The following is a 14,048-nucleotide window of genomic DNA, read 5'->3' as shown; positions in this document are numbered from 1 at the left end:
GATTCATGACTCATCATGATGACCTCATTTATAATACTTTTCCCATCCAATGGAGCAATACTTCATGCCACGTGTCAAAATGACCACCAATCACGGTCTCATCGTTTTAGAATTAAATTCCGAAAAAGCCCCCAAAACGGTGGCGAATTTCTTGGAATATGTCAATGCTGGGTTTTACACCGGAACACTGTTTCATCGGGTCATTAGCAATTTTGTCATTCAAGGCGGAGGCTTAGAAGGCAATATGCAGCAGAAAAAAACCAATCCCCCCATCCAAAACGAAGCCGATAATGGTTTAGGCAACGAGATCGGCACCATCGCCATGGCGCGTACCAACGATCCACACTCTGCCTCTTCACAATTTTTTATCAATGTCAGCAACAACACCTTTCTCAATCACACCCGCAAAGATGCCCAAGGTTGGGGCTATTGCGTGTTTGGGCGCGTGGTTGAAGGCATGGATGTGGTAGAAAGCATCAAACAAGTGCCTACGGGAAACCGTTTTGGTTATCAAGATGTCCCCAAAGAAGATGTTATTATTGAATCGGTTGAAGTTCTTGACAACTAACCCCATATAGCCGACATTTCTTACCCCAAAATCTACATTGGCTTTTCTCCCCTCATCGCACACCCCAGTGGAGAAATCATGTCATTCCCTCTTCTAACCGAAGCATCGGGACAAGGCATCACTCGAATTCGACAGAGTATTTTTGTCGAATTCGCCCCGTGTTTACAGTCAATGGGTTTAACATCAATTCATATTTCACTCTGTGCGGTCGCTGCGCACCCCCTGCACGACGTAAAAGCACACAATTCCACCACAGTCAACGTACTATCCCTCTTTTAACGCGCAAATACAGCAAACAGTCATGGTACAAGTGAAAGACCCTTTGTTTGAACCCGGTCACACCGGTCATTTACAAACAGAAACCTGGTTAGCACGGATCAGCCAAAATCTTTCTTTTGAAGAACAAGCCGCGATCCACAATGCCTATCTCTTTGCCGCAGAATGTCACCAAGACAGCACTCGACCTTCGGGAGAGTTGTATTTGCTGCATGTCTTGACGGTGGCAGATATTCTGGCGGATTTGGGCATGGAAACCGATGTTTTGATTGCGGCTATTTTGCACGAAAGCGTGATGAACCAACTCACGACGCTTGAAGTGATTGAAAAACGTTTTGGCCGCAGTGTTGCGGCCTTGACGAAGGGCGTAGCTAAAATGCGTTTTGTCGATTCGCTCAATGAAAATATAACCCAAGCCCAAACCCAACAGCGAGAAAGTTTACGTCGAATGCTGTTAGCGATGGTCAAAGATGTGCGGGTGATGCTGATTATTCTAGCGGATCGTTTACACGACATGCGCGTTATCAAATTCATGCCCGAACATGAACAACTGCGTTTAGCCCGCGAAACCCAAGAATTATTTGCCCCTTTAGCCAATCGTTTAGGGATTGGACAAATTAAATGGGAATTAGAAGATTTATCGATGCGCTATTTGCAACCTGAAATTTATCAGCAAATGGCGAAATTATTAGACGAGCGTCGTTTAGATCGAGAAAATTATATTAATGCCATTACCCAACGCCTTTCAGAAGCCTTAGAAAAACACCAAATTAAAGCCGTTGTCACGGGGCGGCCGAAACATATTTATAGCATTTGGCGCAAAATGCAGCGTAAGAATTTGGAATTTGAACAAATTTTTGACGTGCGTGCGGTGCGGGTGATTGTGGACACGGATACAGAGTGTTACAGAGTATTAGGTATTGTGCATAATATGTGGCGGCCGATTCCCCATGAATTTGACGATTACATTGCCAGTCCTAAAAATAATGACTACCGTTCGTTACACACAGCGGTTTTTGGCCCTGATGATAAATGTTTTGAAGTGCAAATTCGTACGCACGACATGCACCATCATGCAGAATTCGGAGTGGCGGCGCATTGGCGATACAAGGAAAGTAATCTTGCAACTGATGACAATTTTGCGCAAAAAATCTCCTGGTTGCGTCAAATTCCCCAGTGGAAAGAAGAAGCAAGTAACACAAATGATTTTTTAGAGCGAGTACAATCAGAAATTTTTGAAGAGCGCGTGTATGCGCTCACTCCCAAAGGAGAAATTATTGATCTGCCTAATGGTGCGACAGTGCTTGATTTTGCCTACTACATTCATACCGAATTAGGACACCGTTGTTGTGGGGCAAAAATCAATGGTCACATTGTGCCATTGACGTATCAGTTAAAAAACGGAGATCGCGTACAAATTCTGCGTTCAAATCACAATGAAGAACCGCGTCGTGATTGGTTAAATCCCGATTTAGGATTTTTAAAGACCTCCCGCGCCCGCGCCAAAGTCAAGCGATGGTTGCGTAAACTGGGAATGCCACAACACATCCAAGCCGGACGACAAACCTTAGAACGCGAATTAAAACGTTTAAATCTGCTGGATGTCAATTTAGAACAATTGGCGCAAAAATTTAAAGCAGAAAGTTTAGATCAGTTTCTCGCCACGATTGGCCGCGGTGAAATTACGCCACAACAAATTGGGCGCAGTTTTACCCGCGAAATTCTTGCACCCCATCATGATATAGACGATGAACAAGAGATTGTTCAACAACCTACGCCTACCCATTCCTCACAAGGCGTTTCGATTGAGGGCGTGGATGGGTTAATGACGGAATTAGCGCGCTGCTGTCGTCCACTGCCGGGTGATCCGATCATTGGTTATACCAGCAAAGGGCGAGGCGTGGTGATTCACCGTCAAGATTGCCCAAATGTTTTACAGTGGCAAAGTGAACAAAACGAGCGATTGATCGCCGTAGAATGGGGAAAAACTTCCAGTAACGAATTGTATGCGATGGATATTGAAGTACTTGCCAGTGAGCGCAAAGGCTTATTAGCGGATATTACAACATTAGCCGCGAATGAAGATATTAATATTATCGCCGCCAATACGTTAAGTAATAAAAAAGAAAGCACAGCCCGTATGGTTTTTACCATTGAAGTCAACAGCGTCAATCAAGCCAGTTGCTTTTTAACTAAAATTGACGGGTTAAGAAATGTCATGTCGGCGCGGCGAATTAATCATTAAAAATAGAACGGTTGAACGAAAAAATCAGGATGCCAAATTTCACTTTGACATCCTGATAAATCGCCTTAAATCAGAATTAAATTAGTGAATATTCACCGCAATTTTTCTGGGTTGTGCGACGGCTTTTTTCGGGATGGTGATGGTCAGCACACCGTGTTTTTCTGAAGCGGCGATATTTTCCGCATCTGCCGTTTCTGGCAAACTAAAACGACGGTAAAAATGACCACGCACACGTTCTACACGACGATACGATTTGTGTTCTTCTTTGTCCACCAATTCGCGTGTTCCTTTAATGGTCAACATGCCATTTTCCATAGACACTTCGATGGCTTGCGGATCAACACCGGGAATGTCCGCTTCTAATACAAATTGTTGGGCTTCTTCCCGAATATCCACCGCAGGAATCCAATTACTGGTCGCCACAGTGGATTGATCACCATAGGCTTGTGTTTGTTCATACCAGTGGTTCAAATCTTTAAAAACTTGTTTGAACAAGTCCCAAGGTTCTTGACGCACGGTTGACAAGTTTGACATGGTAAACCTCCTATTTATCAGATGGTTAGCTGTGTGGTTTTCAGTTGACACCTGATATAGTGTCGCTCTCTATTTTTTCAAGTCTATCGTCAATAAATCCATTGTTATCAGATGATTAGCTGGGCTATCTTCTGTTGACATCAGATATAGTGTCATGGGTTATTTTTTCAAGTTCATCATGGATAAAGTTGTTTTTCGGAAAAACGCTTATTTTCACATTTTCATCACATGATAAAACATAAACTTGATGTTATTCAGCTTTATAGGGGCAACAAGGAAAATTTCAAACACAAACTGTAAAATTTTCTGATTCCAAGCCTAACTTTCCCGCGGTGGCGCATCTTTAAACCACGCCTCGCGTTGTCGTTTTTTCGGGGCATCTGGAATGTAATTTTCTACCACGTATTTTTCCAGCCAAGGATAAATCGACGGGGGAATATCGACGTTGTGAACCTCAGACGAAGCCTCCAAATAGGCGCAGGCTTCATCATCACTCAGCGTGACTAAAAACGGCGTAGGCTCAGGAAAATCAGAGGATGGATGACAAATAACGAATAATTGTGGCGTTTCTGAAGTCAAATTGTGGTAGTAACTGGGAGCTTGATCGCGGTGCAATTGTAGCGTAAATCCCTGCCACATGAACCACGTATTTTCCGCATCTTCACGAATCAATACCCGCTGACGGCTTTGTTTTTCCTCAGCCACCACCACGCCCACCACACGCCAGCGGTGTTTCAACCACGGGTGATTACGAACAGACTGTCTTTCGATAACGATAGAAATGTAAAACATTTGAGGAGAGGTATCAGGACTCATTTGTATTTTTCTCGGCTTCGACCGCGGCGGAAGCGACTGATTTTTTCGCCTGCACTCGTGCGACCGCGGCGGCGATTTCGGCTTGTTTGTCTTGGCCGTCGTTCACTGTCGTTGCGTCAGGCAAAGTGGCTTTTTGTTGGTGACGTGCGGCTTTTTCGGCTTTTTCTCGTTCTAAACGGGCTTGGCGCGACTCATAACGTTGGCGCGCATGATCGGCGCGTTGTTTTTCTCGATCCGCGGCACGAATTTCTGCTTTCGCAAAACGAAAGTAATCCACCAACGGAATATGGCTAGGGCAAACGTAAGCACAACAACCACAATCAATACATTCAAATAAATGTTGTGCTTGTAACTTCTTGAATTCTTTGGCTTGAGCGAACCAATATAACTGTTGCGGTAATAAATTGACAGGGCAGGTTTCCGCACACGCGCCACATCGAATACATGGCATGGCTTCGGGTAATATTTTTACTTCATGCGGCAAATACGCAATTAAGCAATTTGTTGTTTTCACAATCGGTAAATCATCCGACGGCAAGGCAAAACCCATCATAGGGCCGCCCATCACCAAGCGTTTGACTTCAGGTATTTTTCCCGCTTGTGCCAATAAATCCGCCATTCGCATACCCAATGGGACTTCAAAATTACCGGGACGTGTCACGCCGCCGCCTGTCACCGTGACTGTACGTGATACCAAAGGCTCGCCATATTGTACGGCACGACAGACCGCTTTAGCCGTTTCCACATTGTGCATGACAATCCCAAAACGCGCCGGCAAATCGGCACGACCAATTTCTTTTCCCGTCAAGACTTGGATGAGTTGCCGTTCGCCGCCCGTCGGATAGCGTGTGGGAACTTGTATAACTGCTATATCGCTATGCGCGTGGCGACGGGTTAATTCTTCTTGTAATGCGTTGAAGGCTTCGGGCTTATTGTCTTCCACTGCAATAATACAATGTTTCGCTCCACCTAGTACATGACGCAAAATCTCCGCGCCCGCAATAATTTCATCGGGACGCTCCCGCATTAAGCGATCATCACATGTAATATACGGCTCACATTCAGCCCCGTTTAAAATCAACGTGTTAATGCCTTCGGGACGCAATTTCATGTGCGACGGAAAACCCGCGCCCCCTAAACCCACAATACCCGCTCGCGCAATATGTTGTCTGACTTCGGCAGGAGACAAATTTTTGTAATCCAACAACGGGCGTTTTTCCACCCACGCATCCAAGCCATCCGTTTCAATAATAATACACGGCGCAGACAAACCCGACGGATGCGGCACCGGACGCGCTTCAATCGCCACCATCGTTCCCGAACTTGACGCATGAATCGGCGAACTGGTCAACACATCACAATTATCCGCTTGACAACGCGCAATAATTTGCCCTTTTAACACCGAATCGCCTACTTTTACCGCTGGCTCGGCCGGCACTCCAATGTGTTGCAATAAAGGCAAAACCAGAAAACGCGGTAATTCGGCTTTAATAATAGGGGATTGATTAGACAAGGATTTATGGCCGGGTAAATGAATTCCTCCATTAAAACGCCATAAACTTTTAAAATTCGTTAAATTCATTGCGTGACTGACTCTGGCAAGCGGGAAGAGGTGGGTTTTAAGCGAAAAACGGGATAAGGCCATTTCCAATTGCTGGTGGTTTGTGGCACAGAAATCATGCTAATACAATCTACGGGGCAAGGTGCAATACATAATTCACAGCCTGTGCATTCGCTGGCGATGACCGTGTGCATTTGTTTTGCCATGCCAAGAATGGCATCGACGGGACAGGCTTGAATACATAATGTACAACCGATACAAGTTTGTTCATCAATAACGGCCACTTTTTGTATTTTTTCTGTGACTTCGGTGGCGTTTAATGGTCTAGGTTCTCGGTCTAACAAATCAGCCAAAGCCAACATGCCCGCTTCTCCGCCGGGGGGACATAAATTAATGTCTGCTTCACCCTTGGCGATGGCTTCGGCGTAAGGTCGGCAGCCCGGATAAGCGCATTTTCCACATTGCTGTTGAGGCAAAATGGCATCAATTTGATCGACCACTGGATTACTTTCAACCCGAAATCGCACCGCAGCGTAGCTCAATAAAATGCCAAACCCAAATGCCAATCCACCCAAAACAAAAATGGCCGATAAAATTATCATTTTACTAAACCCGTAAAGCCCATAAAAGCAATCGCCATAATTCCCGTAGAAATCAGCGCAATGGGCGCGCCTTTAAAAACACTCGGCACATCCGCTAATGCCACTCGTTCGCGCAAAGCCGCAAACAAAGTTAATACCAAAGAAAAACCAATTGCCGCACCAAAACCATACACCGCAGAAGATAAAAATCCATGCTGTTCTTGCACATTTAATAATGCCACGCCCAATACCGCACAATTCGTGGTAATTAACGGTAAGAAAATGCCTAAACTTTGATACAACAAAGGACTGGTTTTATGCACCACCATTTCTGTAAATTGCACCACGCCCGCAATCACTAAAATAAAAGCAATGGTGCGTAAAAATTCTAAATTTGCAGGAATCAGTAAATAATAATTCACTAAGTAGCTGGAAATTGAAGATAAGGTTAAAACAAAAGTGGTGGCCAATCCCATCCCCACAGCCGTTTCTAATTTAGTAGAAACGCTCATAAAGGGACATAAGCCTAAGAATTTCACCAAAACGAAATTATTGACCAATACTGTGCTAATAAAAATTAATAAGTAATCGCTCATGTTTTTTTTAATCTAAGTTAAAAAGTGATTTATCACCCTACATAAAGCGAGTATGAATCAATTTTTTTAAAAATTCAATCCGATAAACAGAAAGGTTTTTTATAACCACAACAGAATAGGCAGGGATCAAGCAGAAGGGGATTTACGTGGCAGCCATTTTTTCAAGGTGTTAGCCAGTGCATCAAGGGTGATAGGTTTAGTCAGAAAATCGTTCATACCCGAACGAATGCAGCTTTCAAAATCGCTATTAGACGCATTAGCGGTCATGGCAATAATGGGAATGGTCGCGTAATGAGTGGTGTTATTTTCTCGAATTCGGCGAGTGGTTTGATAACCGTCTAAAATAGGCATTTGCACATCCATTAATATCAGATCAAAAGTATGTTGTGCCAATAAATCTAAGGCTTCTTGACCGTGATTTGCAATCATAATATGCCCGCCTAATTTCTGTAACATGACTTTAGCAATAAGCTGATTGGTTTTATTATCTTCAACCAAAAGTAATTGCGCATGCTTTAACAATACATTAATATCTTCTTCTTGTTGTGCGATAAGCGCGGGATTCGCTGCTATTACGGCGGGTGGTTCTGCAATGGGTAAGGTTAAAATAAACCAGAAAATACTGCCTTCTTGGGCTTTCGTTTCCACCCCAATTTGCCCCCCCATTAACAAGACCAATTGCTGACAAATATATAATCCTAATCCTGTGCCACCATATTCTCGACTGGTAGAAGAATCGGCTTGACTAAATTTTTGAAATAAGCGTCCCAATTTTTCCGCACTAATACCAATTCCCGTGTCAATAATGGCGCATTTAAAAGTCACTTGTTGTTCTGCAAGATGCAAACATTCAACTTTAATCGTCACTTGTCCTTTAGCCGTAAATTTAATGGAATTGCTGACCAAATTCAAAATAACTTGCTGTAAACGATTATCATCGCCCACCATCCACACGGGACACTTCGCATCCATATCAACTTGTAATTTCAACCCTTTTTCTTCAGCCCGCAAACGCATTAAATTTAAAACATTATCTAAAGTATTTTTTAAATTAAAATCACGTGATTCTAGTTCTACTTTGCCCGCTTCTAATTTAGACACATCGAGCAATTCATTAATCAAATTTAATAATAATTTTCCCGAACTGTGAATAATATCCAGATTATTTTTTAACTCAGGTGTTAAAGGAGAACTTAATAACAATTCAGCCATGCCTAAAATGCCGTTCAAAGGCGTGCGCAATTCATGACTAACATTCGCCACAAATTGGCTTTTGGTTTGATTAGCGGCTTCAGCCCGTTGTCGCGCTTCGGTTAATTCTGCATTAAGCTGCTCTAAATTCAGGGTGCGTTGCCGTACTTTTTCTTCTAATTCCGAATTCGCCATTGCCACCGCTTGCAATGCACAATCTAAACGCTGCACCATCTGATTAAATGCCCGATATAATAAACCAATTTCATCTAAATCCCGCACAGGCAATTGAATCGTTAAACGTTCATGATAAATGCCATGATTCTGTGGCATTTCTTCAACTTTTTGCATCACTTCTTGCAAACGAACCACAGGTTTAATCACAAAGCGCATTAAGGTAAAATTAAGTAAAACTGAAATCACCAATAAAATAGTAAATAATAACGTGGTAAATATAATAATGCTAAAACGAGTATTTTTATTCACAGCTTCTAAAGAGTAATTAATTTTTAAATAACCCACTCGCTCTCCAATCACTTCAAATGCGGTCAAATACGTTAAAACTTCAATCCCTTCCCAAATATTTTCTTCATAAACATCTTTTTTATGATTAATCAATTCTTGCATCGTTAATGATAGCGGTTCTATTTCGCCTTTTCCCGTAGCCACAAATGGCGTTCCATCAGAGAAATAAACACTGACGTGCAACACCTTTTCCATCTCTAAAATTCGCTCTAATGTTTTTACCATAGAGCGTTGATGTCGCGCAAATAATTCATTGGCTAATTCATCCCGTCGCTGATACACAATAGAATTTAATAATAAACTCACCTGTTCTAATGCCAATTTTTGCCGCCGCATTTCAAATGGATACAAAATAGCGATATAAATAGTGGAAATAAGTAATAAAGTGAAAACTAATATAACATTAAACTTAAATCGAAGGGTTTTATTATTCATTATCGTTATCATCCAATGAAAAATAGTTATTCTGTAATAATAAAATCAGGTGGAAGTAGTGATTGATAATAACTGGCTTTTCCTTGAAACATTCGCATGATAATAACAGGTTTAATTGGATTGCCTAATTCATCAAAAGTAATTTCTCCTGTGATGCCCTGAAATCCTTTAGTTTCTGCCAAAGCTTTGCGAATATCGGCAGGATTTGAGCTATTGGCGCGAGTAATGGCATCAGCCAATAAATAAACCGCATCGCGGGCTAATACCACCTCAGAATCAATAGGAATTGGACCATTTCTTGCTGTTGCCATTCAATAAATTGTTGTGATAAGGCTAGAGTAGATTCATCTGCTGTTTCTGAAGTCCAATGTGTGCTAAAAAAACCCAGCATAGTTTTATTAAATCCTTCCCGTGGCCAGCCATCTCCACCCAATATAATGGGTCTAAAATCTAAATCATTAGCATGTTCTGTAAATAAAATAATTTCGTCATAACTGGGAACAAATAATAAATCAGGTTGCAACATCATGACAGAACGCAATAAAGGACGAAAATCACGATGTCTTTCTTGATACTCAATCTCTAGGCTAATTTTTCCCCCTAATTGCTCAAAAATAGTTTTAAACTTTTCTGATAAAGCCATGCTATAATCACTGCGAATATTGACAAAAATAACCGCCGTTTCTGCCATTAATACTTTTCTGGCAAATTCTGCCAATAATGTTCCTTGTAAAGTATCGATAAAGCAAGCGCGAAAAATATAGTCACCCATTTCTGTCAATTGATCAATCGTGGCATTGGCAGAAATCATAGGAATTCCCGCTTGCTGCAACACCGGCGCACTGCCAAGCGCGTGCGAACTCCAACCGGGACCAATCACACCATGCACTTGCTGCTGCACAGCCATATCCGCCGCCACTTTAGAGCCAATAGGGCTACTTTGATTGTCGAATTCTATTAACTCAATGGGGCGATTTAAAAGCCCGCCTTGTTGATTTAATAAAGCCACCGCAAAACGCACGCCCATTAAGCCGCTGTAATTGTAAGAAGCGGCATTGCCCGTTTTGGGCATAATCACCGCAATTTTAATAGGTTCTATCTCTTCTTTAATATCAGCAGAAACAATGAAGCTAAATAAAAGTAAAGAAAAACACAATAGAGAAAACAAGTTAATACTTTTCATTTATGACCCTTCTCTTTTCAAAAATGGGGAAATATTTGCTTGAGAAAAAACAGAAATTAACCACAACCCCAACGCACATAAAATCATCGCCAATAATACCCATAATCCCGAAATTTCAATGTCAGTGACAATCTGTCCCGTTTCTGAATCGGATAAATAACGAGTAATTAATAAAGTGCTGGCATTATTTAAAGTATGAATAATCACGGCTAACCAAATTGATCCTGTTTTCCACACCACATAACCCAATAAAAGACCTAATAAAGCAGTTGGAATAAATCGATATAAAGACATGTGCGCTAAACCAAAACAAATTGCGGTTAAAACAATCGCCCACAATGGAGAAAAACGACGTAAAAAACTGGATAATAATAAACCACGAAACGCAAATTCTTCACATAGCCCCGGTAATAAAGCAATTAACAACAAATGCACAAATAAGCTATATTGGTTGTCGGTGAGGCTTAATAAATCAAGCATTTTCTGCGTAAATTCGGGCGGTGGTGGAGTTAATTGCAACACCCAACTCAATGCCAACCATGCCGTAGACCCAATAAAAATTGCAGCAATAATTAAAATAAAAGTCGGCTTTTTAAGAGAAAAAATCTGGCGTATCGGCCAACGAAAATACCACGCTAATAATAACGGCAATCCAAGAAATAACCCCAATTGCATAACTGGCACTTGAACATGCAAACCAAAACGGGCTAAACCCAGTGAAGCATAAAACGTTAAAATGAGTAGAATGAGATAAATAAAAAAACCAGTATTGGCAGTGGGAAAACGGTTTTCATACGGTCTAAAGGACAATAAACGATGCAATAAACTTTGTCCCGCAAAAATAACAGGTTCACTGGCAAAAATCTTAGTGATTAATATTAAAGCAAATAAAGCAAAAACGGCATTAGAAAAAACCGTTAAAAAAATCAATAAAGGATCAATCGGTTGAATTAATAATTGTTTAATTAAAATAGCGACATTAAAGCCCGGTAACAAGGCTAACGTAAAAGTTAATTCTAAATCAGGAATTAACGAAGTCAATGCAGGTAACATTCCCACAATCATTAACGGAGCTAATAAGTTTTGTCCTTCTCGATAACTATTAGCAAAAACGGCCACACTCATTGTCGCCGCAGAAAATAAAAACGCCAATGGCAATAAAATTAAAAAAATAACAGCTAATAAAGAAAAACTTAAATTTAAATCCGTCTGTCCCAAACCAAAAAATAAAACACTGGCAATACCGATAATATTAGCCGTGACACTGGCAATGGCAATTAAGACAATCGCAAAATATTTTCCTAAAACCAATTCCACATCATAAACGGGAGTCGATAATAAAGTGGGTAATGTGCCATGTTCTTTTTCTCCAGCAGTCACTTCAATCGCAGGGTGAAAACTGCCCACAAGCAACATAATCACCAGCACATAAGGCAATAATCCCCCCAAATGGCTACGCGATTGTTTTTGCGAAGTGGCTAAATTTTCTCGCACCACCGTTAATGGTTCAATATAGCTTTGGGCTAAACCTTGTTGAATTAAACGATCCGTGACAACTTTATTTTTCCATTCGTTCAATATTTCCCGCAAACGATTCGCTGCTTTATTAGATGCCGTTTGGGTGGAATCGAAAAGAATAGAAACATGGTAATTAATGATTTTCTCATGTTCAATAATATCAATAGGATTAATCAGTAATAGCGCATTAAATTCATGATCATTAATCATTTGCTCTATGCCTTGACGATTTTCTATATTTAATTCCTTTGTCAATGGATGAGAAGCATCGAGTAGGGTTAATTTATCGTTATTTTCTAATTCATGTAATAAACTATCAGGTAATTTTTGTAAATCACTGATAATCGCAATTTTAGACACTTCACTTTCTACTCGTAAAAAATGATTAATAATCGTTTGCGTCATTAATAACGCCAATAAAGGCCACAGTATTAACGGTAAAATTAAGCTAAAAAATAAAGTCACACGATCCCGCATAACCTTTAAAATTTCGGTGTAAAATATGGTTAAAATAATCGAACGACGTGGCCAGTTCATGGCAAATTTCCTTGTTGAGAATAATGTTTAATTTGGTGTAAAAAAGCCTCCGTCAAATTAGCGGCTTGGCTTTGTTGCATTAATTGTTCTGGTGAACCTTCGTCTAAGATATCTCCTTGATATAGCAGTAAAATATGATCACATAAATATTCTGCTTCACTCATAATATGGGTGGAAAATAAAATGCTACAGCCACGTTGTTTTTCTTGTTTTAAAAAGTCCATCATAAATTGACTGCTAATAATATCCAATGAAGCAGTAATTTCATCTAAAATAAGCACTCTCGGTTGATGTACCAATATTCTGGCAATATTGGCACGTTGCTTTTGTCCACTGGATAATTTCTCAACTGGACGATGTGCAAAAGATTGCATTTCAAATTGTTCTATTAATTGCTCAATACGTTGTTTCAATTGTGCGGGCGGTAATTGATGCAATAAACCAAAATAATTCATATTTTCTCGCGGCGATAAACGGCGATATAATTGGGTATCGCCTGATAGAAAACCAATACGCCGCCGCACTTCAAATAAATGTTGAGAAATATCATAACCACAAATTTCAATTTGACCCGCACTCATGGCCATAATTCCTGCCAATAGGCGCAATGTGGTGGTTTTTCCCGCCCCATTCGGGCCTAATAAGCCAACAATTTGTCCCGATTGCGCCGAAAAAGAAATGTTTTTAACCGCTTTAAATTCACCATAAGTTTTGCTTAAATGCTTAACATGAATTGCTGGATTTAAAGGGTCTAATTTACTGTTGATAAGGTCGTTGTTTAGCATCTTCTTCAGGCTTCTTTAATTCACGTTCATGAGCGGGCTTTGCCAATTGAATCGACAAATAATCAGCACGGCTAGCAATGGTGGGGGGTTTTTCGGTTTGCAAGCGAAAAAAGCGCGTGAGCCAGCCCGGCCCTTTGGCTAAATCAGGGTCTAGTTGCAAGGCATGTCGATAATCTGCAAGAGCTTTTTCATAATTCCCTAAATGGTCATGTAAAATGCCGCGATTGGCATAATTAGGCGCAAAATTAGGGTCACGCATAATGACATCATTAAACGCCATTAACGCCTCTGAATAACGTTCTAACCGTAATAAAGTACGCGCTTTTCCACTTAATGCGTGAAAATGATCATTATTTTGCGCTAATACTTCATTAAAACCATGTAAAGCATCTTGATAACGACCATCAGCAAAAGAATATTCCGCTGATAAATAAGTCGTATCGCCGGGATTGCGATGCGAAAAATAACTGTCATAAATCGTCCAGCCAATCCACATCACTGCCATGCTAATCGCTGTCCATTTTAAAAAAAGATAAAATTTTTCATCCATCCTATTTAATTCCTATAGCAAGATGATGTGATTTATAAAACCTTTATTTTGTCAGAATCAGAATTTACAGAATTAAATAATTTTCAAAATTTATTCTTGCAAGTCATTTATTTTAAACAGATTTTTTATTCTTTAATTCTGAAAATC

At 40.6% G+C, this 14,048-nt stretch carries 13 protein-coding genes; 2 read left to right on the top strand and 11 right to left on the bottom strand.

Features of this window, described 5'->3' with window-relative positions; genetic code table 11:
* Positions 1-64: 64 nt before the first annotated feature.
* Both TPSD3_RS00360 and TPSD3_RS00355 read left to right on the top strand, forming a co-directional pair.
* Positions 65-568, top strand: coding sequence for a peptidylprolyl isomerase (locus tag TPSD3_RS00360; protein ID WP_086486616.1), 504 nt, complete (start codon positions 65-67; stop codon positions 566-568).
* Between the two features lie 301 nt (positions 569-869).
* Positions 870-3,089 (top strand): RelA/SpoT family protein, encoded by a 2,220-nt coding sequence (locus tag TPSD3_RS00355; protein WP_086486615.1) that lies wholly within the window; start codon positions 870-872, stop codon positions 3,087-3,089.
* 81 nt (positions 3,090-3,170) lie between these two features.
* Here TPSD3_RS00355 and TPSD3_RS00350 read toward each other — a convergent pair whose 3' ends face one another.
* The 11 genes from TPSD3_RS00350 to TPSD3_RS00300 form a co-directional block, all read right to left on the bottom strand.
* Positions 3,171-3,623: an Hsp20/alpha crystallin family protein gene (locus TPSD3_RS00350; RefSeq protein WP_217884322.1), complete on the bottom strand. Its 453-nt coding sequence runs from the start codon at positions 3,621-3,623 to the stop codon at positions 3,171-3,173.
* Between the two features lie 318 nt (positions 3,624-3,941).
* Positions 3,942-4,439, bottom strand: a complete 498-nt coding sequence (locus TPSD3_RS00345; RefSeq protein WP_086486614.1) for a DUF3305 domain-containing protein — start codon at positions 4,437-4,439, stop codon at positions 3,942-3,944.
* Complete coding sequence (gene rsxC, locus TPSD3_RS00340) at positions 4,429-6,021, bottom strand: electron transport complex subunit RsxC (protein WP_086486613.1); 1,593 nt, start codon at positions 6,019-6,021, stop codon at positions 4,429-4,431. Before rsxC ends, TPSD3_RS00345 begins: the two co-directional genes overlap by 11 nt.
* Positions 6,018-6,596 carry an electron transport complex subunit RsxB gene (gene rsxB, locus TPSD3_RS00335; RefSeq protein ID WP_217884330.1) on the bottom strand — a complete coding sequence of 193 codons (579 nt, stop codon included), beginning with the start codon at positions 6,594-6,596 and terminating at the stop codon, positions 6,018-6,020. The genes rsxC and rsxB overlap by 4 nt, the downstream gene beginning before the upstream one ends.
* Positions 6,597-6,598: 2 nt before the next feature.
* Positions 6,599-7,177 carry an electron transport complex subunit RsxA gene (gene rsxA, locus TPSD3_RS00330; protein WP_086486611.1) on the bottom strand — a complete coding sequence of 193 codons (579 nt, stop codon included), beginning with the start codon at positions 7,175-7,177 and terminating at the stop codon, positions 6,599-6,601.
* A gap of 126 nt (positions 7,178-7,303) precedes the next feature.
* Positions 7,304-9,328: an ATP-binding protein gene (locus tag TPSD3_RS00325; RefSeq protein ID WP_176329661.1), complete on the bottom strand. Its 2,025-nt coding sequence runs from the start codon at positions 9,326-9,328 to the stop codon at positions 7,304-7,306.
* A gap of 26 nt (positions 9,329-9,354) precedes the next feature.
* Positions 9,355-9,639 (bottom strand): type 1 periplasmic-binding domain-containing protein, encoded by a 285-nt coding sequence (locus TPSD3_RS00320; RefSeq protein WP_140048443.1) that lies wholly within the window; start codon positions 9,637-9,639, stop codon positions 9,355-9,357.
* On the bottom strand, positions 9,588-10,511 hold the full coding sequence (locus tag TPSD3_RS00315; protein WP_086486608.1) for an ABC transporter substrate-binding protein: 924 nt from the start codon (positions 10,509-10,511) through the stop codon (positions 9,588-9,590). The genes TPSD3_RS00320 and TPSD3_RS00315 overlap by 52 nt, the downstream gene beginning before the upstream one ends.
* Complete coding sequence (locus TPSD3_RS00310; RefSeq protein ID WP_086486607.1) at positions 10,512-12,566, bottom strand: ABC transporter permease subunit/CPBP intramembrane protease; 2,055 nt, start codon at positions 12,564-12,566, stop codon at positions 10,512-10,514. It abuts the gene before it with no gap.
* On the bottom strand, positions 12,563-13,351 hold the full coding sequence (ccmA, locus tag TPSD3_RS00305; protein WP_086486606.1) for a heme ABC exporter ATP-binding protein CcmA: 789 nt from the start codon (positions 13,349-13,351) through the stop codon (positions 12,563-12,565). Before ccmA ends, TPSD3_RS00310 begins: the two co-directional genes overlap by 4 nt.
* A complete protein-coding gene (locus tag TPSD3_RS00300) occupies positions 13,323-13,901 on the bottom strand; it encodes a tetratricopeptide repeat protein (protein ID WP_086486605.1) in 579 nt (192 codons plus the stop codon). Before TPSD3_RS00300 ends, ccmA begins: the two co-directional genes overlap by 29 nt.
* Positions 13,902-14,048 lie beyond the last annotated feature (147 nt).

It is taken from the genome of Thioflexithrix psekupsensis, assembly GCF_002149925.1.
GTDB classification, from domain to species: Bacteria; Pseudomonadota; Gammaproteobacteria; order Beggiatoales; family Beggiatoaceae; genus Thioflexithrix; species Thioflexithrix psekupsensis.
Note: the sequence above shows the minus strand (reverse complement) of the source record. Positions and strands in the feature narration are given on the sequence as shown.